This is a genomic window from Marimonas arenosa, assembly GCF_030848945.1.
GTDB classification, from domain to species: domain Bacteria; phylum Pseudomonadota; class Alphaproteobacteria; order Rhodobacterales; family Rhodobacteraceae; genus Marimonas; species Marimonas arenosa.
In genome coordinates this window covers 164,204-186,299 of record NZ_JANHAX010000005.1, presented here as the reverse complement: position 1 = coordinate 186,299, position 22,096 = coordinate 164,204, and the positions used below count along the sequence as shown (strand labels likewise).

Here is a 22,096-nt window from a genome sequence, read left to right as displayed (position 1 = left end):
GCCCCATGCTGCTGTGCATCGATTGCGGTAATACGAACACGGTGTTTTCGATCTGGGATGGTGAGAGGTTTCTTTGCACGCTCCGGACCTCGACCCACCATGCGCGCACGGCGGATGCCTATTTCACCTGGTTTTCGACCCTGATCAAACATTACGGGATCGAGACCGATATCACCGAGGTGATCATTTCATCGACCGTGCCGCGGGTGGTGTGGAATCTGCGGGTCTTTGCCGACCGGTTCTTCAACGCCCGCGCCCTGGTGGTGGGCAAGCCGGAATGCGCGCTGCCGCACCCGCCGCGGGTGGACGAGGGCACGCAGGTCGGGCCCGACCGGCTGGTCAATGCGGTGTCGGCCTTCGACCGGCATGGCGGTGATATCATCGTGGTCGATTTCGGCACCGCCACCACCTTCGACGTGGTGTCGAAGGACGGCGCCTATATCGGCGGGGTGATCGCGCCGGGGGTGAACCTGAGCCTGGAGGCGCTGCACATGGCCGCCGCGGCGCTGCCGCATGTCGACATCACCAAGCCGCAGAGGGTGATCGGCACCAACACCGTGGCCTGCATCCAGTCGGGCGTGTTCTGGGGCTATGTCGGGCTGGTCAAGGAAATCTGCGCCCGGATCAAGGCCGAGCGCGAGCGCGACATGCAGGTGATCGCCACCGGCGGGCTGGCGCCGCTGTTCCAGCAGAGCGAGGCGTTGTTCGATGCCTTCGAGGAAGACCTGACGATGCACGGGCTGACCGTGATCCACCAATACAACAAGGATATCGGCAACTTATGAGCAGCAAGCGAATGATTTACCTCCCCCTCGGCGGCGCGGGGGAGATCGGCATGAACGCCTATGTCTATGGCTGGGGCGAGCCGGACAAGGAACGGCTGATCCTGGTCGACCTTGGCGTGACCTTTCCGGACATGGATGGCAGCCCCGGGGTCGACCTGATCATGCCGGACATGAGCTGGCTCATTGAAAACCGCGACCGGCTGGAGGCGATCTTCATCACCCATGCGCATGAGGATCACATCGGCGCGGTGGGCCGCTTTCCCGAGCTGGTGAAGGACGCACCGGTCTATGCCCGCGCCTTCACCGCGCATCTGGCGCGCGAAAAAATGGAGGAGTCCGGGCTGGACCCGCGCAAGGTCAAGACGGTGTCGCCCTGGCCGGAGGTGGTGCAGGCCGGACCGTTTTCCATCGGCTACGTGCCGGTGTCGCATTCGATTCCGGAAAGTGCCGGGCTGGTGATCGATACGCCCGGAGGCCGGGTGGTGCATTCCGGTGATTTCAAGATCGATCATACGCCGGTGGTGGGCGAGCCGTTCGACGAAGACGTCTGGCGCGAGATCGCCAAGCCGGGCGTGAAAGCGCTGATGTGCGATTCAACCAACGTGTTTTCCCGAAGCCAAGGCCGGTCAGAGGCCGAACTGGAGCCGCAGATCGAAGAGCTGTTCGCCCGGGCCAAGGGCATGGTGGTGGCAACGACATTTGCGTCGAACGTGGCACGGCTGAAGACGCTGGCCGAAGCGGCGGAGCGGGCCGGGCGCTCGATCTGTCTGCTGGGCCGGGCAATGCGCCGGATGATCGAGGCAGGGGTCGAAACCGGGGTGTTGACCGGTTTTCCGCGGGTGATCAGCCCGGAGGATGCCCAGAGCCTGCCGCGCGAAAACCTGATGCTGCTGGTGACCGGCAGCCAGGGCGAGCGCCGGGCGGCCAGCGCCCAACTGGCGCGCGGCAAATACAACGGGCTGGAGATGAAGGAGGGCGACATGTTCCTGTTCTCCTCGAAAACCATCCCCGGCAACGAGCGCGGCGTCATCCGGATCATGAACCAGTTCTCGGAGATGGGTGTCGACGTGGTGGACGAACACGCCGGCTTCTACCACGTCTCGGGCCATGCCAACCGGCCGGACCTCTTGACGATGCACAACCTCGTCGATCCGCAGATGGTGATCCCGATGCATGGCGAACACCGGCACCTGCGCGAGCACGTGAAACTGGCCAAAGAGCAGCGCCGCCAGGGGATCGTGGCGGTCAATGGCATGATGATCGACCTTAGCGGCAACGCGCCGAGTGTGGCCGAGTATATCGAGACCGGGCGGACCTATCTCGACGGTTCGGTGCAGATCGGGGCGCTGGACGGGATCGTGCGGGATCGGATCCGCATGGCACTCAATGGTCATGTGGTGGTGACGCTGATTCTGGACGAGCACGACGAGCCACTGGGTGATCCCTGGTGCGAGTCGATGGGTCTGGCGGAAACCGGGCGGAGCCGGACGCCGCTGGTTGAAATCCTCGAGGCCGATCTTGGGCAGTTCCTTGGGCGGGCGAGCGAGAAGACGCTGGCCGATGACGACAAACTGGAGACCGAGCTCAAGCGTATCGTGCGCAGGGTCAGCCAGGACGAGATCGGTAAGCGCCCGGAGGTGACGGTGATCACGTCCCGGTTGGCGTGAGTGCTTTGAACGTCTTCCGCGACCTTCTGGGGCCACGGTATGACGATCTGCCCGGGGCAGTGCAGAGGTTTCATGAGCCTGCCCATGACCATTACCGCGGCACCGCCTTTTCAGGCGGGAGCGATCACGCGCTGGCGCGGCTGATCCGGCGGGTGTTCGGCTTTCCCGAAACCGGCGCCGAGCTGGATGTCGAAATTTGGCTCAGCCAGGAAAACGGCCGCGACCGTTGGTGCCGGCGCTTCGCGGCGCGGCGGTTTTCGTCGAGCTTTTCCGCTGCGCCCGATGGCGTGCTGGACGAGCGGTTTCCACCTTTTCGCTTCGGCTTTCACCTGCAAGCCGAGGGCGGGAGGATGCACTGGGTGTTCCGGCGTTGGTCGCTGGGGCCGGTGCCGCTGCCGCGTTTTCTGGGGCCGAGGATCGAAACCTGGGAGACCGAGGCGGTTGATGGCGGTTTCGAGTTCTACTCGCACGCGGATTTTCCGCTGATCGGGCGGCTGATCCACTATCATGGCGTGGTTCACCCGGTCCCGCCGGCCGAGGTGCGGAACTAGGCGGCGAGGTGCTCCATCTCGGCCACGGCGCGGGCAAGGCGCCTGCCGAGGTCTGGCCGGGCAAGCCGGGCGAGGCTGTCGGCCAGCGACCGATAATACCAGAGCGTGCCGTCGCGGCCGGCGGTGAAGCGGTCGAAGACCGCGGGGCCGTGGCGGCGGAGGTCCTCGGCGATGGCGGTCGCGTTGTGCAGCTTGTCGCAGGTGGTGACGAGGATCGCTTTGGCTGATTTCTGCGGCAGATTTGCCAGATAGGCATGTTTGCGTGTGTCCCAGGCGGGTTTGGGCGCGGTGCCGTCAGAATCGCTGCATTCAGCAACGATGGCGGCGACGTCGGGGCCGAAGCGGTCACTCAGAGTTTCGCGGCTCTGGCCGGCGTCCTCGATCGCGTCGTGTAACAGCCCGGCGATGGCCGTATTTTCGTCGCCGCCATGTTCCAGCACCAGGGCGGAGACCGCCATGAGATGCGAGAGATAGGGGATGGACGTGCCCTTGCGGGTTTGTGTGCGGTGCCAGGCCGCGGCACAGGCAAGCGCATCGTCGAAACGATGTGTCAGCATGGATGCCTCTCGATTTTCAGGGAAAAGCCGTAGAGCCACCGTGGCGGTGGCTTCTACGTCTTGCATATGGGGTCTTGTCGGAGCCGCGTCAACCGGCGCGGCGTTCGTCGAAGCTCTTGGCGATGAAGCCGGGCAGGTGGTCGCCCATGCCGACGATGTTGTTGTCGGCATCCTTTTTGCCGCGCTGCGAGCGGCTGCGGGGCTCCTCGCGGGCAGTGTCGTCCTTGCGCGGTTTGTCGTCCGCACGGGCCTCGCGCGGGGTTTCGTCGGGCTTGGGCTTGCGGCTGCGGCTGCGCTTGGGCTGGTCGTCGGAGCGGTCTTCGACCTTCTCCGGCTGGGCCCCTGCCAGCGGGTTGTCGAGCCGGGGGATCTGTTTGTCGATCAGGCGTTCGACATCGTCGAGGTTTTTCTCGTCGCGGGTCGAGCACAAGGTGATCGCCTTGCCCGCGCGCCCTGCGCGGCCGGTTCGGCCGATGCGGTGCACGTAATCCTCGGCGTGGCCGGGAACGTCGAAGTTGAAGACATGGCTGACCGCCGGTACGTCGAGCCCGCGCGCCGCCACGTCGGAGGCGATCAGCAGTTTGAGCTCGCCATTGCGGAAGCCATCCAGCGTGCGCGTGCGCTGCGACTGGTCGAGATCGCCGTGGATAGGCGCCGCGTCGTAGCCGTATTTCTTCAAGGATTTTGCGACGATATCGACATCGGTCTTGCGGTTGCAGAAGATGATGGCATTGGTCAGCTTGTCCCCCTCGGCATCGATCAGCGCGCGCAAGAGCTTGCGTTTCTCGCTGTCGGCGCGGTCGCGGCGCGAGGGTTTGAACATCACCACGCCCTGTTCGATGGTCTCGGAGGCCGTGGCCTGGCGGGCGACCTCGATGCGGGCGGGGTTCGACAGGAAGGTGTTGGTGATACGCTCGATCTCGGGCGCCATGGTGGCCGAGAAGAACAGCGTCTGGCGGGTGAAGGGCGTGAGCGAGAAGATGCGTTCGATATCGGGGATGAAGCCCATGTCGAGCATCCGGTCGGCTTCGTCCACCACCATGACCTGCACGCCGGTGAGTAGCAGCTTGCCACGTTCGAAATGGTCGAGCAGGCGACCCGGCGTGGCGATCAGAACGTCAACGCCCTTGTCGATCAGCGCGTCCTGTTCCTTGAAGCTGACGCCGCCAATCAGCAGCGCCTTGGTCAGCTTGACGTTCTTGGCATAGGTGTCGAAGTTTTCGGCCACCTGGGCCGCCAGTTCGCGCGTCGGGCAGAGCACCAGGCTGCGGGGCATGCGGGCGCGGGCCCGGCCGCGGGCCAGCATGGTGATCATCGGCAGCACGAAGCCGGCGGTCTTGCCGGTGCCAGTCTGGGCGATACCCAGCACGTCGCGGCCTTCGAGCGCCGGCGGAATGGCGCCGGCCTGGATTGGTGTCGGGGATTCGTAGCCCGCCTCTTCGACGGCCTTAAGTACCTTCGGATCGAGCTTCAGGTCTGAAAATTTTGTCATTTGTATCCGTGGTTTACGGACACGTCTTGGCCCGTAGCGTCTGTCGTGGGTCGGCCTGGACGGCCCGTGGTTGTCCACATCTCTGACCCGCGCGCGATGTTTAGGGAAATTCTGGCGAATGGTCAATGGAGACAGGTTACGGGGGCGCTTTCGCCGCGCTTTGTTGCCGAACTAGAAACAAAACTGGGCTAGATCGGGAAAGTGTTTCGCTAGCTTCGCGTCGAGATCAAGTGTGTGGCAACGCAACAGCCCGTGGTCCTGCAGTTTACGGCGCAGCGCGGGGGTGGCGCGGCACACCTCGTCATAGAAGGCATGCAAGCCGGCCTCGCCCTCATGCTCGAGAATGAAGGTAAAAAGCTCGTGCATCGTGAGCCCGCCGCTTTCGCGGGTCCGGGTGGGGGCGAGATCCGGGCGGTAGGAGCCGTTCTTAAGGCGGTAGCGGAAGCGCGCCAGCCAGTCGGTGAGAGAAGGCGCATGCATGTGGCACAGCTCGGTGGCCTCGAACTCTTGCTGGCCGGGGTTCTGTTGGCCGCCGATGATCACGTTGTGGATCCTGACGTCGACCTCGTCGAGCCCGGTGCGGATGAAGAGCTTGCCCGCGACATGGCTGAGGAAACCGCCGTTCAACTGGGCGCCGTAGGTGGGATAGATCGCGCCGGTCTGGGCGTTGCGGGTGGCGCGGTCGCGAGCCATCGCCTTGAAGCAGGTTTGGCCCGGCGGCATGTCGCGGACACCTTCGGATGACAGCGCCTCGATCGGGCGGACGCGGGCACAGGTACACTCCGCGGAGAGGGCCTCAAGTTGATCCTCTAAGGGATTGCCTGGCAAAAGAAACTCGTCGACGTCGATATGCGCCAGCCAGTCGAGATCGTCGGCCTTGTGGCGATAGGCATGACGCGCGTTCTGGGTCTGGCGGACCTGATGCTTGGTGGGGCGGCGGGGGCGGCGCCAGTGGGCTTCGTCGGCCAGTTCGATGTGGATCCTCGGGTGCTGCGACAGGCGGTCGACGGCGTCTTGGTTGGCGTCGTCGAGATAGATCAGCAAGCGATGCGCGCCGAGGTCAAGGTGATGGGCGGCAAAGGTCGCGATATCGCGCAGGGGGGCCTTGATGGTGGAGACGATGCCCCATTTCGGCGGGTTGCTCATTGTAGGAATATTGGCCGGATGGTGAGAGCTGGTCAATCGGGCAGATCGTTGGGGGGAAGAGGATCGCCTGCATCCATATCGGGGCCGGGCGCACGAGCCGCGAGGATGCGTTGCCAGCCCGGGCTGTCCTGCCGTTTTTGTGGCCAGACCCCTGACAACATGAAACGAAATCGGGCGGAGGTGCGCGCCAGCGTCTCGGCACGTGGCACGAAAGCGTCAGGGTGATCGGCCAAAAGCTGTTCGAGGCTACCTGCCGCGACGACGCCTGCGATCTGCGTCGTGGAAACCAGCCTTATCATGCGCAACGTGAGGTCCCAGGCCATCTCGGGGTCGTCATATTCCAGTGACGACAGGCACGAATAGGCCCACGCGTAGGCTTCATCGGCTTCCGCCGCAGCATAATGCGCCAGCACGGCGGCGGCTACGCGGTCGGCCGAGAATTGACCGTCACGTTGGCAAGGGCGCGGCATGCCGGGATCGCAAAGAAGGCAATCGGGCCGTGCCGGGTTCAAACCATCATTTCCTTCGTCGCCGACAAGGTCACGTCCGGAAAATCGCGCTCGATGCGGTCGATGTCCCATTGCAGCCGGGTCAGGTAGACGATGTCGCCATCATGGTCGTGCGCGATGTGCTGTTTATTGGCATTGGTAAACTTTTCAACGGCTTGCTTGTCGCCGCTCACCCATCGGGCCGAGGTGAACTGGGACTGCTCGAAACGCACCGGGATGCCGTATTCCAGCTCGATCCGCGACGCCAGAACCTCGAACTGCAGGGCGCCGACGACGCCGACGATGAAGCCCGAGCCGATGGCGGGCTTGAAAACCTTGGCGGCGCCTTCCTCGGCGAATTGCATCAGCGCCTTTTCCAGGTGCTTGGCCTTCATCGGGTCGGTGGCGCGCACGCCTTGCAGCAGTTCCGGTGCGAAGGAGGGGATGCCGGTGACGCGCAGCGCCTCGCCTTCGGTCAGGGTGTCGCCGATGCGCAGCTGGCCGTGGTTGGGGATGCCGATGATGTCGCCGGCCCAGGCCTCTTCCGCCAGTTCACGGTCGGAGGCAAGGAACATCACCGGGTTGGTGATGGCCATCGGTTTCTTCGAGCGCACATGGGTCAGTTTCATGCCGCGGATGAAGTGCCCCGAGGCGAGGCGGACGAAGGCGACCCGGTCGCGGTGCTTGGGGTCCATATTGGCCTGAACCTTGAAAACGAAGCCGGAAACCGTTGTTTCCTCAGGAGAAATCTGGCGTGGCTCGGCGGATTGCGGTTGCGGTTCCGGGCCGTAGGTGGCGATGCCGTCCATCAGTTCCTTGACCCCGAACGAGTTGATCGCCGAGCCGAACCAGATCGGCGTCATGTGGCCTTCGAGCACCGATTGCGGGTCGAGCGCAGGCAACAGCTCGCGGGCCATTTCGACTTCTTCGCGGAGCTGTTCGAGCAGGATTTCTGGCACATGTTTTTCGAGAAGAGGGTCATCCAACCCCTTGATTTTGATGGTTTCCGCGACCCTGTTGCGGTCGGCCCGGTCCATCAGTTCGAGCCGGTCATTGAGCATGTCGTAGCAGCCCAGGAACTCGCGACCCATGCCTATCGGCCAGGACGCTGGGGTCACGTCGATCGCCAGCATCTCCTGGATCTCGTCGATGATATCGAAGGTGTCGCGGCTTTCGCGGTCCATCTTGTTGCAGAAGGTCAGGATCGGCAGGTCGCGCAGCCGGCAGACTTCGAACAGCTTCCGGGTCTGGCTTTCCACCCCCTTGGCGCCGTCGATCACCATGATCGCGGCATCGACGGCAGTGAGGGTGCGATAGGTGTCCTCCGAGAAGTCCGAGTGCCCCGGAGTGTCGACAAGATTGAAACGGAAAGTCTTGAAATCGAACGACATTGCCGAGGCCGAGACAGAAATGCCGCGATCCTTTTCCATCTGCATGAAGTCCGAGCGGGTGCGCCGCGCCTCGCCCTTGGCGCGAACCTGGCCGGCCATCTGGATGGCCCCGCCGTAAAGCAGGAATTTTTCGGTCAGCGTGGTCTTGCCGGCATCCGGATGCGAAATGATCGCAAAGGTGCGGCGCCGCGCGATTTCGGGCGGCAGAGCGGGGCGGTTTGCGGCGGTGTCCAACATGAGCGCGCGTATAGGTAAGGAATGCGGCAATGGCAAGAATGGTGGCGTCGGGCCGGCTGGCTGGCGCGCCGGCTGGCCTCCTGTCTGGCGTACGGTGGGCAGAAGCGGCGTTAACCTTTGGTCGCTAGACCTTTCCGCGATCTTAACGACGATGGGGGCGCGAGATGAGCGAGAGCAGGCGAGTTGCCGAAGTGCGAATGATGGAAGAGCTTCGCAAGTTCCAGCAGGAGCTGTCGGAGAACTGGGTCGACCGGTCGCTGCCTGAAGGGTGGAACGGGCTCGACATGTCGGCGCCGCTTCCGGTGGTGAAGGAGAAGGTGACGCTCAGGCTCGATGCCGACATGGTGCGCTGGTTCCGCAAGCTGGGGCCGGGCTATGGGACGCGGATCAACACGATCCTGCGGATATACTGGCAGGCCCTCTTGGCGGGCCGCGTCACGTCGCATTGGGATGAGAACGAGGTTGCGCCCGCCTTCATGGCCCTGCTCGAGCGCATGGGCGGAGAGGAGGAGGGGTAGAGGGTGCCGCCGTGGCCTGGGAGTCGGGGCCCCGGGATCTGGCCCCCTGTCGCTGTTGCGGGAGAAGGGAAAACGGCCTGGAGTTGTTCATCGGGTTTCCGCGCGGATAGCCGCGAAGACGCTGCACGCTTCCCGACCTGCGGCTCCCGGGGCAGCGATCGGGTGAGGCGGTGAGGGCCGCTGAAGGTCAAAGGATCTGGCTGTACAGAGCGTCATGCCGAACCGCTTGGGCGCCGCCCCGCGGGGCGGCGCCCAAGCGGCTTGTGGTCGGAACGCCCGAGGTCCGCATTGGGCCGAAACCGCCATTCCACCCCGGGCATTCGGGTGCGTGGCACCGCCTCGACGTATCGAGGGCCCCGGGGCTGCACCTCGGGCTGAGCGCAGGTGTTGTCTGCGGCGGTCTCTGCCGGAGACGGGTTGGGCCGCGCGTATGGTCTGAGCGGGTCGATCATCGGGCACTGGCCTTGGCTGGCTGCTTGGGGTTTTATGGCTGACAGTCGAATGGGAATCAGCAAAGGGAGAGCGCGCATGGATCTGGGACTTGCAGGAAAGAAGGCGATCGTCTGCGCCTCGTCAAAGGGGCTGGGGCGCGGTTGCGCCGAGGCGCTGGCGGCGGCGGGTGTCAATCTGGTGATGAACGCGCGCAGCGACGGGCCGCTGAGACAGGCGGCCGAGGAGATCGCCGCGGCGCATGGGGTCACCGTGGTGCCGGTGGCCGCCGACATCACCAGCGAGGATGGCCGGGCGCAGGTGCTGGATGCCGCCGGCGAGGTCGATATCCTGGTGAACAATGCCGGCGGGCCGCCGCCGGGCATGTGGTATGACTGGGAGCGCGAGGACTTCATCCGCGCGCTCGACGCCAACATGCTGACGCCGATCGCGATGATGAAGGCCTGTCTGCCGGGGATGATGAGCCGCGGCTGGGGCCGGGTGGTCAACATCACCTCGCAAAGCGTGAAGGCGCCGATCGCGGTGCTGGGGCTTTCCAATTCGGCGCGCGCCGGGTTGACCGGCTATGTCGCCGGCACCGCGCGGCAGGTGGCGGGATCGGGGGTGACGATCAACAACCTGCTGCCGGGGATCCACGCCACCGACCGGGCGATATCGCTCGATACCAAGGTGGCGCAGGAGCAGGGTATTTCCATGGAAGAGGCCAAGGCGCAGCGCTGCACCTCGATTCCCGCCGGGCGCTATGGCACGGCGGAGGAATTCGGCGCCGCCTGCGCCTTCCTGTGCTCGCAACATGCCGGGTTCATCGTCGGTCAGAACATCCTGCTCGACGGCGGCGGGGTGAACATGACGCTCTGATGGCGCAGGGGTTTTCGCTCGCCGATCAGCTGTTCAACGCCGGCAAGGTCGTCGGGCTGGGCCAGCGGGTTGCGGCGGCGGCCCCGGGGTTCGCGGCCAGCGCCTTCGCCGAAGCGGTCATGGCGCGGCTGCCGGAGCTGGAGCTGAAGGCGCGGATCGGCTGGATCGCCGAATGCCTCGACGCCCGGCTGCCGCGGGACTTCGAAGACTTGGCCGCGGTGATCCTGGCGGCGTTGCCGCCGTCCTGCGATCCGGGCCTCAGCGACGGCGACTTCGGCGATTTCATCTACGCGCCACTGGGCGAACTGGTGGTGCGGCGCGGGCTGGACCGGCCGGAGCGGGCGCTGGACCTGCTGGAGGAACTGACCCAGCGCTTCTCGATGGAATACGCGATCCGGCCGTTTCTCAATGCCCATGAGGATCTGGTCTTTGCCCGGCTCGCGGCGTGGTGCGGCCATCCGCATTACCATGTGCGGCGGCTGGTCAGCGAAGGCACGCGGCCGAAACTGCCCTGGGGCAGCGGCATCGCGGCGGATCCGGCCCGGGCGCTGCCGCTGCTCGACGCGCTTCATGGCGATGCGACGCGGTTCGTGACGCGATCGGTGGCCAACCATCTCAACGATCTCAGCAAGCTGATGCCAGAGGTGGTGATCGACCGGCTGGAGGGCTGGGCCACGGCGGGGCGGCAGGCGCCGGAAGAGTTCGGCTGGATGCGGGCGCATGCCCTGCGGACGCTGGTGAAGGATGGCGACGCGCGGGCGCTGGCGTTGCTGGGCTATCGCGCCGATGCGCCGGTGCGGCTGGCGGCGCTGGAGCTCGACCGGGCACGGTTGCAGGCGGGAGAACCGTTGCGGTTCGCCGTGGTGCTGGCGGCTGACGCGGACAGCCCGGTGCTGGTCGACTACGTGGTGCATTTCCATCGCGGTCCGGGGCAGGCGCCGCGGCGCCGGGTGATGAAGCTGGGCCAGGCGGTGGTGCAACCGGGGCAGGCGCTGCGGCTGGAAAAGCGCTATCGCCTGCCGAAAGCGGCGACCACGGTCAAGGTGGTGCCGGGGCCGCACCGGCTCGAGGTGCAGGTCAACGGCCGGGTGCTGGGCGGGGTGGATTTCGAGGTCGTGGACGCGGGTTAGGCCCGCCCGTTGCCGCGGCGCGCGATGCCTCCGGCGGAGCGGTTGAGAAAACCAAATCAGCCGTGCTGTAGAAAAGACCCCCGATGGCAAACGCCACCGGGAGCTTCTTCCGTTGCGGTCATCGGCTCCTCAGCCTGTACCGCACCCACGCTTCCAACCGGACGGAGTTAACGAAACCTTGCTTCTTGCGTTCCGCAAATACCTCGGGGGTTTGGGGGCAGAGCCCCCAAGGGCCGGCCGCGCGAAGCGAGGCCCCCGGCGACGCGCGCCGCGCGGCGCAATCGCTTGGATCGGGGGACGCGCGCCACGTGGCGCGCCGGCATGCGCCTATTCCGCCGGCTGGAAGCCCTCGATCAGCTGGCGCAGGCCGACCGCGGCACCGGCGAAGATCGCGGCGAAGGTGACCGGGGCGGAAAAGCTCAGCACCGAAAATGCCGAGATCGCCTGGCCGACGGTACAGCCCATGGCGATCACCGCCCCGGCGCCCATCATCGCGGCGCCGACGATCTGGCGCTTGAGCTCGCGCGGGTCCTCGCAGGCCTCCCAGCGGAAGTGGCCCTTGATCAGCGAGCCGGCGAAGGCGCCGAGGCCGACGCCGAGAATCGAACCCACCGCGAAGGAGGGCGCCCGGGCCGAGGCGGTCATGGCATAGAGCAAGGTTTCGCCGACCGGGGCGGCAAAGGAATGCGACACCACCGGCACCGCGTCAAAGCCCGTGGCCGCGACCCATGCGGTCCCGGCCCAGCCCGAGACAATCGCAAGCCCCACGACCATGCCCCAGAACAGCATTTTCGGCTTGGCGAGGAAGGCGCGCGAGGCCAGTGCCCCGGCGATGACCAGCGCCCCGGTGAGCAGGCCGATCCTGCCGACCGTCAGCCCGGTCGACGCGCTGAGGGCATGGGCGATGCCGGGCGGGCGGCCGGTGACCTCGGCCTGGGGAAAGAGCCAAATCCGCAGGCCGGCCAGCGGACCCGAGAGCACGACATAGGCCGACACCCCCATCACCAGCACGATGACGAAGGCCCTGAGATCGCCACCGCCCAGACGGGCGATCGAGCCGTAGCCGCAATTGCCCGAGAGCGCCATGCCGTAACCGAACATCAGACCGCCCAGGATCGAGGCCAGCGGCATCCAGCGGATCGAGAGATAGAAACTCTGCTCCGGGACCAGCCAGCCGGAGGCTGTCAGTGCCGAGGTGCCGAGAATGGCGACACCGATCGCCAGCACCCACATTCGCATACGCAGGCTGGAGCCGCCGTAGAGCAGATCCTCGATGGCGCCCATGGTGCAGAAGCGCCCGAGCCGGGCGGCGAGGCCCAGAAGCAGGCCACCGGCGAGCCCGATCAGGGCGACCAGCGCGTTTTCGCTGAGATATTCGAGCATTGCGCCCCGTTGGTCCTTCCTTCGGTCGTCTGCGCCCGGTCCGGCGCGACGGGCCCGACAGGCGGACCTAGTCGCAGTCGTCGGCGCAGAACAACTCGTAAACGAGTTCGAGTATACGTCTGGGGCGGTTGTCGGCCAAGCGGTAATAGATCGCCTTGCCGTCGCGGCGCGGCACCACCAGGCCTTCGAGCCGCAGGCGCGACAGTTGCTGCGAGACCGCCGCCTGCCGGGCCGCGAGCAGCTCTTCGAGCTCGGTCACCGATTTCTCGCCGGTCACGAGGTGGCACAGGATCATCAGCCGGCCTTCGTGGCTGACGGTTTTCAGGAAGTTCGACGCGGTCGTGGCATTGGCGACGAAGCGGTCGAGGTCATCCTCGCTCATGTCTTTATCGAATACCGGCAGAGCCATCTTCAAACGATCCCTCAGTTGGACACCGGACTTGTTGGGCCGGGTACTTTTCCGTTGTTTGTCCTGCACCCTTGCGTGGGCGCTTAACCTTGTCTTTGCGCCGAAGACGCGGCGGTCGGGGCCTGGTAATCGGTTTTGGCCTTGAGCATCATGCCGAGCAGGCCCCAAAAGAAATCTTCGCCGGGATAGCCCTCGATCCGGCCCAGTTCGCGCCCGTTCTCGACCAGGATGAAGGTCGGGGTAAATGAGACTTTACGGTCAAAGGTCATGCCGTCGGGTGCGCCATCGCGCAGGTCGACACGGCGCAACGGGGCGAAGGCGCCTTCGGGGGACTGCGGATAGATCGGGCCGATCACGGCGTGCCACTCCATGCAGTAGGTGCAACCCTTCTGCTCGACCATCACCAGTTCGGCGGCGGCGAGCGGCGTGGCGATTGCCATCCAGAACAGCGAAACCAGAGAAGTGACGGCGCGTTTTACCATGTGACGGCTGACCGCTTCAGATTGACCGACGATTAAACACATCATAATCTGATAATGTGATTTCTTCAAGGGAGGGAAGAAACGCCGTGCTCGACATCACCTATCTCGGCGCCTTGATGGCCGGGCTCGGGGCGTTTTTCACCCCCTGCATCCTGCCAATGGTTCCCTTTTACCTGAGTTACATGGCCGGCATTTCGATGGCCGAGTTGCGAGGCGACGGCGAGATCGCCCCGGGGGCGCAACGGCGGCTGGTGATCTCGGCCCTGATGTTCGCGCTGGGCGTGACCTCGATCTTCATGCTGATGGGCATGGGGGCGACGGCGCTGGGGCAGACCTTCGCCGAATGGAAGGGAACGCTGGCCTATGTCGCGGCGGCGGTGATCTTCGTCTTCGGGCTGCATTTCCTGGGCATCATTCGGATCGGCTTCCTGATGCGCGAGGCGCGGATGGAGTCGAAAAGCGACCCGACCACCGTTCTGGGCGCTTATGTGATGGGGCTGGCGTTCGGGTTTGGCTGGACCGCCTGCGTCGGACCGGTGCTGGCCTCGATCCTGATGATCGCCAGTGGCATGGGTGACATTTCCAAGGGCGCGGCGCTGCTGGCGGTGTTCGGGATGGGCATGACCGCGCCCTTCGTCATCGCCGCCTTTTTCGCGCGGCCGTTCCTGGCCTGGATGCAGCGGCACCGGGCGAAGATGGTCTATGTCGAAAAAGTGATGGGCGTGATGCTGATCATGTTTGCCATCCTGATCGCAACCGATACCGTGAACCTGATTTCGAACTGGATGGTCGAGACATTCCCGAGTTTTAGCAGCCTCGGTTGAGGCGCCCGGGATCAAGAGGGAGGAAAGAGATGAAGCGTTTTCTGGTGACCTTGGCCATGTTGGTCGGCTTTGCGGGTATGGCGGCGGCCGAGATCGGCGATGACGGGCTGCACAAACAGCCGTGGATGCGCGACACGTTCAAGGATCTGCGCGAAGATCTGGAGGAGGCCAACGCGGAGGGCAAGCGGCTGGTGCTGTTCGTCGAGCAGCGCGGCTGCATCTATTGCAAGAAGATGCATGAAGAGGTGTTCGTGGTTCCCGAGCTGTCGGACTACATCGAGGAAAACTTCTTCGTGGTGCAGATGAACCTGCACGGTAATGACGTGGCCACCGATTTCGACGGCGAAGAGACCGAACAGAGCGCGCTGATGCGCAAGTGGGGCATCCTGTTCACGCCGACGCTGATCTTCCTGCCCGAGGAGGCCGACGCGGGCAAGACCGCGGTGCAGGCATCGGTGGCGACGATGCCGGGCGCTTTCGGTTTCCACACCACCTATGACATGTTCCACTGGGTGCGTGAAAAGCGCTATGAGAACCAGGACGAGGAAGATTTCCAAAGATATCACGCCCGAAAGTTCCTGGAACGCACCGGAAAAGACAGTGAATGAGCAAGAATATTGCCTGCGCGCGCAATATTCCGGCCGGCCGTTCAATTCATTCCTATGAATTTGTTGTTGCGTTCTCGCGGCCATGTGGCCTAGATTGGTCGGAGCTAACCTGACGGAACGAAGGTAGCGAAGGGAGGAAAAATGAGGTTTACCACACTCACACTGGCGGCGGCATTGTGCGCCGGCGCTGCAACCGCGTCGGAAGTGGCGCCGGGCGACGTCGTGTTCAACGGCAGCGCCGTGGAGGCATCGCTGACCGGCGTCGCCGGCAATGCCGACGAGGGGATGAAGGTCTATTCGTCCAAGAAGATGGGCAACTGCATCGCCTGCCATCAGATCAGCTCGGTCGACGCGCCCTTCCCGGGCAACGTGGGCCCGAGCCTCGACGGTGTCGGCGACCGCTGGAACGTTGCCGAGCTGCGCGGAATCCTGGTCAACTCGAAGATGACGTTCGAGGGCACGGTGATGCCGGCCTATTACAGGGTCGACGGCTTCATCCGTCCGGGCAACCGTTATACCGGCAAGGCGGCGGACGACACGTTCGGTCCGCTTCTGGAAGCCCAGCAGATCGAAGACCTGGTCGCGTTCCTGAGCACTCTGAAAGAGTGATCGGTGAGCCTGCGACCGCTCAACAGACACACAGTTTAAGGAGAGAGAGAATGAGCTTCTCACGACGCGATACGCTGGCGCTTGGTGCCGGTGCCGTGGCTCTGACCGCTCTGCCGCTGCGCGTGGGCGCCGCGGCGTCGGTCGAGGAAGTGGTGGCCGGGTTCACCGGCGGGGCAGACGTAGGCGAGGGCGGCGTGACGCTGACCGCGCCGGAGATCGCCGAAAACGGCAACACCGTGCCGATCGGCGTGGCCGCCGAGGGCGCCGCCGCGATCCTGCTGGTTGCCAGCGGCAACCCGAACCCGAACGTCGCCACCTTCAACTTCGGCGAACTGGCCGGCAGCGCCAGTGCCAGCACCCGGATCCGCCTGGCGGGCACCCAGGATGTGATGGCGATCGCCAAGATGGCGGACGGCAGCTTCAAGAAGGCATCCCAGACCGTAAAGGTCACCATCGGCGGCTGCGGCGGCTGAGACAACAGGAGACGAGACAATGGCAAGTGGTGTTAAACCCCGCGTGAAAGCCCCGAAATCGGCCTCTGCCGGTGAAACCGTCACGATCAAGACCCTGATCAGCCACAAGATGGAATCGGGTCTGCGCAAGGACAAGGACGGCAACCTGATCCCGCGCTCGATCATCAATCGCTTCACCTGCGAGTTCAACGGCAAGAGCGTGATCGATGTGGAAATGCAGCCCTCGATCTCGACCAACCCGTATTTCGAGTTCGAGGCCACGATCCCGGAAGCCGGTGACATGAAGCTCACCTGGTACGATGACGATGGATCGGTCTACGAGGACAGCAAGTCGATCGCGGTCGGCTGAGCACAGGCGCGCCCCGCTCCGCAGAAGGGTGGGGCGCCGGAAATCTAGGGAGGAAACCGTATGAAATTCAAGACGATGTCCGTCATCGCTGCGGTCGCCATGGCTCTGCCGACATTCAGTATGGCTGATCCGGACGACGACAAGCTGGTGATCAACGGCGAAATCGAAGTGGCTACCAAGGTGGCGCCGGCGGCGCACCTGGATGGTGCGCTGAGCGAGGTTATGTCAGGCTGGCATTTCCGCAACGACGACACCCAGGCCATGGAAATGGACGATTTCGACAACCCGGGCATGCTCGGGGCCGAAAACGGCATGGCGATCTGGGAAGCCGCCGAAGGCAGCGAAGGCAAGTCCTGCGCCGATTGCCATGGCGATCCGGCGGAAAGCATGAAAGGCGTCAGGGCGAGCTATCCCAAGTTCGACGAAAAGGCCGGCACGCTGATGACCGTGCAGATGAAGATGAACGAGTGCCGCACCGAACGGATGGGCGCCGAGGCGTGGAAATACGACGCCGGCAAGGCGATCGACGTCGAGGCGATGATCGCGTCGCATTCGCGCGGCATGCCGGTGAACGTGGCGATCGACGGCCCCGCCGCCCCGTTCTGGGAAAAGGGCAAGGAGATCTACTACACCCGTTACGGCCAGCTGGAGCTGTCCTGCGCCTCGTGCCACGAGGAGAATTACGGCAACATGATCCGGGCCGACCATCTCAGCCAGGGTCAGATCAACGGCTTCCCGACCTACCGTCTGAAGAACGCCAAGCTTAACGGGGTGCACTCGCGCTTCAAGGGCTGCATTCGCGACACCCGTGCGCACACCTTCAGCCCGGGTAGCGACGAGTTCATCGCACTGGAACTCTATGTCGCTTCGCGCGGGATGGGGCTCGGCATCGAGGGCCCGTCGGTGCGGAACTGATCGGGATCGGGCCGCCTGCGCGGCCCGACTCGCCCGGGGGGCGCTGCCCCCCGGTCACAAAATCCTTGGATTTTGTGACTTCCCCCCGGAGTATTTCCGGCAAGATGAAGCAGGGCGGGGTGCCGGTGATGGGCGGCCCGCCGTTTTTTTCCAACAGAATGAGGGCGGTGTCATGATCTCACGGCGCGATTTTCTTCAGGTTTCGATGGCGGCGTCGGCGCTGCTGGGCAGCAGCGGCTTCGGCAACTGGGCGCGGCTGGCGGCGCAGCAGGCGCTGAGCCAGGACCAGCTGCTGGAGTTCGAAACTTACGGCAATGTCAGCCTCATTCACGTCACCGATATCCATGCCCAGTTGAAACCGATCTATTTCCGCGAGCCCGAGATCAACCTCGGCGTCGGCGAGGCCCGTGGACAGATGCCGCACGTCACCGGCGCCGATTTTCGCAGGGCCTACGGGATCGACGATGGATCGCCCGCGGCCTATGCGCTGACCTATGACGATTTCACCGCGCTGGCGAAGACCTATGGCCGGGTCGGCGGCATGGACCGGGTGGCGACGGTGGTGAACGCGATCCGGGCCGATCGGCCGGACGCGCTGCTGCTCGATGGCGGCGACACCTGGCACGGCTCCTATACCTGCTATCACACCGAAGGCCAGGACATGGTCAACGTGATGAACGCGCTGAAGCCCGACGCGATGACCTTCCATTGGGAGTTCACGCTGGGCAGCGAGCGGGTCAACGAACTGGTCGAGGGGCTGCCGTTTGCCGCGCTGGGCCAGAACATCTTCGATGCCGAATGGGATGAGCCGGCGGAGCTGTTCAAGCCCTATCAGTTCTTCGAGCGCGGCGGGGTGAAGGTGGCGGTGATCGGCCAGGCCTTCCCCTATATGCCGATCGCCAACCCGCGCTGGATGTTCCCGGAATACAGTTTCGGCATCCGCGACGAGAACATGCAGGCGATGGTCGACGAGGTCCGCGCGGCGGGGGCGGAACTGGTGGTTTGCCTGAGCCACAACGGTTTCGATGTCGACAAGAAGATGGCCGGGCGGGTCACCGGCATTGACGTGATCCTGTCGGGTCACACCCATGACGCGCTGCCCGAACCGGTGCAAGTGGGGCAGACCTTCATCATCGCCAGCGGTTCGAACGGCAAGTTCGTCAGCCGGGTCGATCTCGATGTGCGCGATGGCAAGATGATGGGCATCCGCCACAAGCTGATCCCGATCTTCTCGGACGTGATCGCGCCCGATCCGGCGATGACGGCGCTGATCGACGAGCAACGGGCGCCCCATGCCGACAAGCTGGCCGAGGTGATCGGCCATACCGACGAGGTGCTGTATCGCCGCGGCAATTTCAACGGCACCTGGGACGATCTGATCTGCAACGCGCTGATCAGCGAGCGCGAGGCCGATATCGCGATGAGCCCGGGCGTGCGCTGGGGGCCGAGCCTGTTGCCGGGTGATCCGATCACCCGCGAGGATATCTGGAACGTCTGCTCGATGACCTATGGCAAGGCCTATCGCAGCGAGATGACCGGCGAATTCATCCAGGTCATCCTGGAGGACGTGGCCGACAACCTGTTCAACCCGGATCCCTACTATCAGCAGGGCGGCGACATGGTGCGGATCGGCGGGCTTGGCTATCGTATCGACGTGACCAAGCCGCAGGGCGAGCGGATCACCGAGATGACGCTGTTGAAGACCGGCGAGGCGATTGATCCGGCGAAAACCTATGTCGTGGCCGGTTGGGCCAGCGTCAACGAAGGCACCGAGGGGCCGCAGATCTGGGACGTGATCGAGAACCACGTGCGGAAGGTCGGGACGGTAACGCTGGAGCCCAACACCAGCGTGCAGGTCGTCGAGGGCTGACGCTCGCGCGCCCCAAACCAGTAAGAAAAATCGCGCACGGCCGGGGGTTTGCCCCGGCCGTTGTCGTTTCCGCGGGTTGTCGATCCGGCCGGCGCGACACGCATCGGATGCAGGCATGCAAACATTCTCGGATGAGATTATTTTTTTGGCGTTTCGTGTCCGGCGTGTCATACTGGCGGTGGTAACAGGGAGGAGTTGCCATGTTGACGCGACGCAGCGTGCTGGCGTCGGGGGTCGCTTTGGCGGCCGCGGGGCCAGTGTTGGGGGCCGGGAGTGACACCGGCGCGGAGGTGCATGTCGAGCTCGGGGATGACGGGCTGCACAAGCAGCCGTGGTTCCTCGACAGTTTCCTGGAACTGGGCGACGATCTTCAGGCCGCCGCCGACAATGGCCGGAACCTGATGGTGATCTGGGAGCAGAACGGTTGCCCCTATTGCCGCGAGTTGCACTACGTGAATTTCCAGCGCGCGGAGATCACCGACTTCATTCAGGCGCATTTCGACGTGATTCAGCTCGACATGTTCGGCGCCCGCGAGGTCCGGGATTTCGACGGCGAAACGCTGGAAGAACGGCGGCTGGCTGAAAAATGGGGCGTGCAGTTCACCCCGACGACTCAATTGTTCCATGCCGAAAACGCGGGCGCGGGCACGCTGCGGGAGGCCGAGGTGTTCCGTATGCCGGGATACCTCAAGCCGTTCCATTACCTGAGTTCGCTCGAATACGTGGTGGCTCAGGACTACAAGAACCAGGGCTTCCAGCGGTTCTTGCAGGACAAGTTCGAGAAACTGCGCGAACAGGGGATTGATCCGGATGTCTGGTAGAGTTCTGGGCGCTGCGGCGCTGGCGCTCGGGGTGGCGGTGGCGGCCCCGGCCTGGGGAGAGGGCCATGCCGAGCCGATCGGCGATGCCGAGGCGGGGGCCGAGGTGTTCGACTATTGCGTCGGCTGTCACGAGGTTGGGGCCGGAGCCGAAAACGGCATCGGGCCACATCTCAACGGGATCTTCGGCCGAACCGCCGGTTCGATTGAAAACTACAAATATTCCAAAGGCTTGACGCGTGAGGGCAAGCTGGGAATGGTGTGGGATCTGGAGCATCTCGACGCCTATCTCACCAATCCCAAGGCACTGGTTTCCGATACCCGGATGAGTTTCGACGGGCTGGACGACAAGACGGAACGCGACGACGTGCTGGCCTATCTGCGGCAATTCTCGGACAACCCGCAAAACATTCCCGAAGCCGCGCCGACGGCACGCCCGCCCGAGGTCGAGTTGCCGCCGGAGATCCTGGCAATGGTGGGCGATCCGGACTATGGCGAGTACCTGTCGAACGAATGCACCACCTGTCATCAGGCCGATGGTGATTACGATGGCATCCCGGGCATCGTCAGCTGGCCGGAAGAGGATTTCGTCATCGCCATGCATGCCTACAAGCGCAAGATCAGGCCGCATCCGGTGATGCAGATGATGGCCGGGCGGCTCACCGATGAAGAGATCGCGGCGCTGGCCGCGTATTTCGGCAAGCTGGAGTAAGCCGGCGACGATGAAACACAGCAATACCACGCAAATATTCTCACTCATGGTCATGGGAGGAAAATGACATGAAACTCGACAGACGCGCCTTTATCGGAACCGGGGCAGCCGCCGCGGCGGCGCTCAGCGCACCGCATGTGCGTGCGGCCAGCCACGGCAAACCCAAGGTCGTGGTCGTCGGCGGCGGTGCCGGCGGCGCCACGGCGGCGCGCTATATCGCCAAGGACAGCAACGGCGAGATCGATGTCACGTTGGTCGAGCCGACGCGGATGTATTACACCTGCTTCTTCTCGAACCTTTATATCGGCGGCTTCCGCGAGTTGAGCTCGATCGGCCACAGCTATGGCGGGCTGGCCAAGCAGGGCGTCAACGTGGTCCACGATTGGGCCGTGGGCATCGACCGCGACGCCAAGACGGTGACGCTGGCAGGCGGCGCGGTGCTGCCCTATGACAAACTGGTTCTGAGCCCGGGGATCGATTTCGTCGACGGTGCCGTGCCGGGATGGAGCGTTGCGGCGCAGAACAAGATGCCGCATGCCTACAAGGCCGGGTCGCAGACCGAGCTGCTGAAAGCGCAGATCGAGAGCATGCCTGCCGGTGGCACCTTTGCCATGGTCGCCCCGCCGAACCCGTTCCGCTGCCCGCCGGGACCGTATGAGCGGGTTTCGATGGTTGCGCACCTGCTGAAGAACATCAATCCGACGGCGAAGATCATCGTTGCCGACCCGAAACCGAAATTCTCGAAGATGGCGCTGTTCCAGGATGGCTGGTCGCGTCACTACGACGGCATGATCGACTGGATCGGCCAGGATTTCGGCGGCGACAAGGTGGAAGTGAATGCCGACGAGATGACCGTCAGCATCGACGGCGAGGTGACCAAGGTCGATGCCTGCAACGTCATCCCGGCGATGAAGGCGGGCAAGATCTGCGACATGGCCGGCATTACCGATGGCCGCTGGGCGCCGGTCGATGGCCACAGCATGGTCAGCAAGATGGACGAGAACATCCATGTGCTGGGCGATTCCTGCAGCCAGGGCGACATGCCGAAATCGGGCTTCTCGGCCAACAGCCAGGCCAAGGTGTGCGCCATGGCCGTGCGCGGCGCGCTCACGGGGTCGAAGGTGTTCCCGGCCAAGTTCTCGAACACCTGCTGGTCGCTGCTGGACACCGACGATGGCGTCAAGGTGGGCGCGACCTACAAGGCCACCGACGAGAAGATCGCCAAGGTCGACGGCTTTATCAGCCAGGTCGGCGAGGACGATGCGCTGCGCAAGCAGACCTTCGAGGAATCGGTCGGCTGGTACGCCGGTATCACCGCGGACATGTTCGGCTGAACGATGCCGGGCGCCGGGGGGCCAGCCCCCCGGACCCCCC

At 64.3% G+C, this 22,096-nt stretch carries 24 protein-coding genes; 16 read left to right on the top strand and 8 right to left on the bottom strand.

The annotated features are described in order from the left end of the window. Positions 1 to 5: 5 nt before the first annotated feature. Genes NO357_RS16075 through NO357_RS16065 form a run of 3 tightly spaced genes read left to right on the top strand, consistent with a single transcriptional unit; the run spans position 6 to position 3,003 of the window. Positions 6 to 785, top strand: coding sequence for a type III pantothenate kinase (locus NO357_RS16075; protein ID WP_306736724.1), 780 nt, complete (start codon positions 6 to 8; stop codon positions 783 to 785). Next, positions 782 to 2,452: a ribonuclease J gene (locus NO357_RS16070; RefSeq protein ID WP_306736723.1), complete on the top strand. Its 1,671-nt coding sequence runs from the start codon at positions 782 to 784 to the stop codon at positions 2,450 to 2,452. The genes NO357_RS16075 and NO357_RS16070 overlap by 4 nt, the downstream gene beginning before the upstream one ends. After that, entirely contained in the window at positions 2,449 to 3,003 is a 555-nt protein-coding gene (locus NO357_RS16065; protein WP_306736722.1) for a DUF4166 domain-containing protein, read from the top strand. Before NO357_RS16070 ends, NO357_RS16065 begins: the two co-directional genes overlap by 4 nt. On the opposite strand, the gene NO357_RS16060 is transcribed toward NO357_RS16065, so the two are convergent. The 5 genes from NO357_RS16060 to NO357_RS16040 all read right to left on the bottom strand — a co-directional run bounded on the left by NO357_RS16060 (position 3,000) and on the right by NO357_RS16040 (position 8,314). Continuing rightward, on the bottom strand, positions 3,000 to 3,560 hold the full coding sequence (locus NO357_RS16060) for an HD domain-containing protein (protein ID WP_306736721.1): 561 nt from the start codon (positions 3,558 to 3,560) through the stop codon (positions 3,000 to 3,002). The genes NO357_RS16065 and NO357_RS16060 overlap by 4 nt on opposite strands. A gap of 88 nt (positions 3,561 to 3,648) precedes the next feature. Then, entirely contained in the window at positions 3,649 to 5,052 is a 1,404-nt protein-coding gene (locus NO357_RS16055) for a DEAD/DEAH box helicase (protein ID WP_306736720.1), read from the bottom strand. 171 nt (positions 5,053 to 5,223) lie between these two features. Continuing rightward, positions 5,224 to 6,198: a glycosyltransferase family 2 protein gene (locus NO357_RS16050; protein ID WP_306736719.1), complete on the bottom strand. Its 975-nt coding sequence runs from the start codon at positions 6,196 to 6,198 to the stop codon at positions 5,224 to 5,226. A gap of 32 nt (positions 6,199 to 6,230) precedes the next feature. Then, entirely contained in the window at positions 6,231 to 6,668 is a 438-nt protein-coding gene (locus NO357_RS16045) for a DUF6869 domain-containing protein (RefSeq protein WP_306736718.1), read from the bottom strand. A 38-nt stretch (positions 6,669 to 6,706) separates the two neighbouring features. Continuing rightward, positions 6,707 to 8,314, bottom strand: a complete 1,608-nt coding sequence (locus tag NO357_RS16040; protein ID WP_306736717.1) for a peptide chain release factor 3 — start codon at positions 8,312 to 8,314, stop codon at positions 6,707 to 6,709. Between the two features lie 164 nt (positions 8,315 to 8,478). On the opposite strand from NO357_RS16040, the gene NO357_RS16035 reads away from it, so the two are divergent. The 3 genes from NO357_RS16035 to NO357_RS16025 all read left to right on the top strand — a co-directional run bounded on the left by NO357_RS16035 (position 8,479) and on the right by NO357_RS16025 (position 11,270). Then, positions 8,479 to 8,832 carry a BrnA antitoxin family protein gene (locus tag NO357_RS16035; RefSeq protein WP_306736716.1) on the top strand — a complete coding sequence of 118 codons (354 nt, stop codon included), beginning with the start codon at positions 8,479 to 8,481 and terminating at the stop codon, positions 8,830 to 8,832. 528 nt (positions 8,833 to 9,360) lie between these two features. Next, complete coding sequence (locus tag NO357_RS16030) at positions 9,361 to 10,140, top strand: SDR family oxidoreductase (protein WP_306736715.1); 780 nt, start codon at positions 9,361 to 9,363, stop codon at positions 10,138 to 10,140. After that, entirely contained in the window at positions 10,140 to 11,270 is a 1,131-nt protein-coding gene (locus NO357_RS16025) for a YhaZ family DNA alkylation repair protein (RefSeq protein WP_306736714.1), read from the top strand. The genes NO357_RS16030 and NO357_RS16025 overlap by 1 nt, the downstream gene beginning before the upstream one ends. A 327-nt stretch (positions 11,271 to 11,597) precedes the next feature. On the opposite strand, the gene NO357_RS16020 is transcribed toward NO357_RS16025, so the two are convergent. From NO357_RS16020 to NO357_RS16010, 3 genes are all read right to left on the bottom strand, one after another. Continuing rightward, positions 11,598 to 12,653 carry a YeeE/YedE family protein gene (locus NO357_RS16020; protein WP_306736712.1) on the bottom strand — a complete coding sequence of 352 codons (1,056 nt, stop codon included), beginning with the start codon at positions 12,651 to 12,653 and terminating at the stop codon, positions 11,598 to 11,600. Positions 12,654 to 12,720: 67 nt separating this feature from the next. After that, positions 12,721 to 13,062: an ArsR/SmtB family transcription factor gene (locus NO357_RS16015; protein ID WP_306736711.1), complete on the bottom strand. Its 342-nt coding sequence runs from the start codon at positions 13,060 to 13,062 to the stop codon at positions 12,721 to 12,723. A gap of 83 nt (positions 13,063 to 13,145) precedes the next feature. Continuing rightward, the gene (locus NO357_RS16010) at positions 13,146 to 13,544 is read right to left on the bottom strand and encodes a thioredoxin family protein (protein WP_306736710.1); all 399 of its coding nucleotides are present in this window, start codon (positions 13,542 to 13,544) and stop codon (positions 13,146 to 13,148) included. An 86-nt stretch (positions 13,545 to 13,630) separates the two neighbouring features. On the opposite strand from NO357_RS16010, the gene NO357_RS16005 reads away from it, so the two are divergent. The 10 genes from NO357_RS16005 to NO357_RS15960 all read left to right on the top strand — a co-directional run bounded on the left by NO357_RS16005 (position 13,631) and on the right by NO357_RS15960 (position 22,056). Continuing rightward, on the top strand, positions 13,631 to 14,368 hold the full coding sequence (locus NO357_RS16005) for a cytochrome c biogenesis CcdA family protein (protein WP_306736709.1): 738 nt from the start codon (positions 13,631 to 13,633) through the stop codon (positions 14,366 to 14,368). Positions 14,369 to 14,397: 29 nt separating this feature from the next. Next, complete coding sequence (locus tag NO357_RS16000) at positions 14,398 to 14,976, top strand: thioredoxin family protein (protein WP_306736708.1); 579 nt, start codon at positions 14,398 to 14,400, stop codon at positions 14,974 to 14,976. 141 nt (positions 14,977 to 15,117) lie between these two features. Further along, positions 15,118 to 15,585, top strand: a complete 468-nt coding sequence (soxX, locus tag NO357_RS15995; RefSeq protein ID WP_306736707.1) for a sulfur oxidation c-type cytochrome SoxX — start codon at positions 15,118 to 15,120, stop codon at positions 15,583 to 15,585. Between the two features lie 50 nt (positions 15,586 to 15,635). Continuing rightward, positions 15,636 to 16,058: a thiosulfate oxidation carrier protein SoxY gene (gene soxY / locus NO357_RS15990; protein WP_306736706.1), complete on the top strand. Its 423-nt coding sequence runs from the start codon at positions 15,636 to 15,638 to the stop codon at positions 16,056 to 16,058. A gap of 19 nt (positions 16,059 to 16,077) precedes the next feature. Beyond that, positions 16,078 to 16,407 carry a thiosulfate oxidation carrier complex protein SoxZ gene (gene soxZ / locus NO357_RS15985; RefSeq protein WP_306736705.1) on the top strand — a complete coding sequence of 110 codons (330 nt, stop codon included), beginning with the start codon at positions 16,078 to 16,080 and terminating at the stop codon, positions 16,405 to 16,407. A 60-nt stretch (positions 16,408 to 16,467) separates the two neighbouring features. Next, the gene (gene soxA / locus NO357_RS15980) at positions 16,468 to 17,322 is read left to right on the top strand and encodes a sulfur oxidation c-type cytochrome SoxA (protein ID WP_306736704.1); all 855 of its coding nucleotides are present in this window, start codon (positions 16,468 to 16,470) and stop codon (positions 17,320 to 17,322) included. 172 nt (positions 17,323 to 17,494) lie between these two features. Next, positions 17,495 to 19,192 (top strand): thiosulfohydrolase SoxB, encoded by a 1,698-nt coding sequence (gene soxB, locus NO357_RS15975; RefSeq protein ID WP_306736703.1) that lies wholly within the window; start codon positions 17,495 to 17,497, stop codon positions 19,190 to 19,192. A gap of 200 nt (positions 19,193 to 19,392) precedes the next feature. Next, positions 19,393 to 20,013, top strand: coding sequence for a thioredoxin family protein (locus NO357_RS15970; RefSeq protein ID WP_306736702.1), 621 nt, complete (start codon positions 19,393 to 19,395; stop codon positions 20,011 to 20,013). Further along, entirely contained in the window at positions 20,003 to 20,722 is a 720-nt protein-coding gene (locus NO357_RS15965; protein WP_306736701.1) for a c-type cytochrome, read from the top strand. The genes NO357_RS15970 and NO357_RS15965 overlap by 11 nt, the downstream gene beginning before the upstream one ends. A 68-nt stretch (positions 20,723 to 20,790) precedes the next feature. After that, positions 20,791 to 22,056, top strand: a complete 1,266-nt coding sequence (locus NO357_RS15960) for an NAD(P)/FAD-dependent oxidoreductase (RefSeq protein ID WP_306736700.1) — start codon at positions 20,791 to 20,793, stop codon at positions 22,054 to 22,056. The last annotated feature ends 40 nt before the right edge of the window (positions 22,057 to 22,096 follow it).

Bases quoted from the DNA above. Each gene is read 5' to 3' on its own strand.
- NO357_RS16020 (WP_306736712.1), bottom strand. From the start codon at position 12,653: ATGCTCGAATATCTCAGCGAAAACGCGCTGGTCGCCCTGATCGGGCTC.
- soxB (WP_306736703.1), top strand. From the start codon at position 17,495: ATGATCTCACGGCGCGATTTTCTTCAGGTTTCGATGGCGGCGTCGGCG.
- soxA (WP_306736704.1), top strand. From the start codon at position 16,468: ATGAAATTCAAGACGATGTCCGTCATCGCTGCGGTCGCCATGGCTCTG.
- NO357_RS16025 (WP_306736714.1), top strand. From the start codon at position 10,140: ATGGCGCAGGGGTTTTCGCTCGCCGATCAGCTGTTCAACGCCGGCAAG.
- soxY (WP_306736706.1), top strand. From the start codon at position 15,636: ATGAGCTTCTCACGACGCGATACGCTGGCGCTTGGTGCCGGTGCCGTG.
- NO357_RS16035 (WP_306736716.1), top strand. From the start codon at position 8,479: ATGAGCGAGAGCAGGCGAGTTGCCGAAGTGCGAATGATGGAAGAGCTT.
- NO357_RS15965 (WP_306736701.1), top strand. From the start codon at position 20,003: ATGTCTGGTAGAGTTCTGGGCGCTGCGGCGCTGGCGCTCGGGGTGGCG.
- NO357_RS15960 (WP_306736700.1), top strand. From the start codon at position 20,791: ATGAAACTCGACAGACGCGCCTTTATCGGAACCGGGGCAGCCGCCGCG.
- NO357_RS16030 (WP_306736715.1), top strand. From the start codon at position 9,361: ATGGATCTGGGACTTGCAGGAAAGAAGGCGATCGTCTGCGCCTCGTCA.
- soxZ (WP_306736705.1), top strand. From the start codon at position 16,078: ATGGCAAGTGGTGTTAAACCCCGCGTGAAAGCCCCGAAATCGGCCTCT.
- NO357_RS16010 (WP_306736710.1), bottom strand. From the start codon at position 13,544: ATGGTAAAACGCGCCGTCACTTCTCTGGTTTCGCTGTTCTGGATGGCA.
- NO357_RS16070 (WP_306736723.1), top strand. From the start codon at position 782: ATGAGCAGCAAGCGAATGATTTACCTCCCCCTCGGCGGCGCGGGGGAG.
- NO357_RS16000 (WP_306736708.1), top strand. From the start codon at position 14,398: ATGAAGCGTTTTCTGGTGACCTTGGCCATGTTGGTCGGCTTTGCGGGT.
- NO357_RS16060 (WP_306736721.1), bottom strand. From the start codon at position 3,560: ATGCTGACACATCGTTTCGACGATGCGCTTGCCTGTGCCGCGGCCTGG.
- NO357_RS15970 (WP_306736702.1), top strand. From the start codon at position 19,393: ATGTTGACGCGACGCAGCGTGCTGGCGTCGGGGGTCGCTTTGGCGGCC.
- NO357_RS16015 (WP_306736711.1), bottom strand. From the start codon at position 13,062: ATGGCTCTGCCGGTATTCGATAAAGACATGAGCGAGGATGACCTCGAC.
- soxX (WP_306736707.1), top strand. From the start codon at position 15,118: ATGAGGTTTACCACACTCACACTGGCGGCGGCATTGTGCGCCGGCGCT.
- NO357_RS16050 (WP_306736719.1), bottom strand. From the start codon at position 6,198: ATGAGCAACCCGCCGAAATGGGGCATCGTCTCCACCATCAAGGCCCCC.
- NO357_RS16045 (WP_306736718.1), bottom strand. From the start codon at position 6,668: ATGCCGCGCCCTTGCCAACGTGACGGTCAATTCTCGGCCGACCGCGTA.
- NO357_RS16055 (WP_306736720.1), bottom strand. From the start codon at position 5,052: ATGACAAAATTTTCAGACCTGAAGCTCGATCCGAAGGTACTTAAGGCC.
- NO357_RS16075 (WP_306736724.1), top strand. From the start codon at position 6: ATGCTGCTGTGCATCGATTGCGGTAATACGAACACGGTGTTTTCGATC.
- NO357_RS16040 (WP_306736717.1), bottom strand. From the start codon at position 8,314: ATGTTGGACACCGCCGCAAACCGCCCCGCTCTGCCGCCCGAAATCGCG.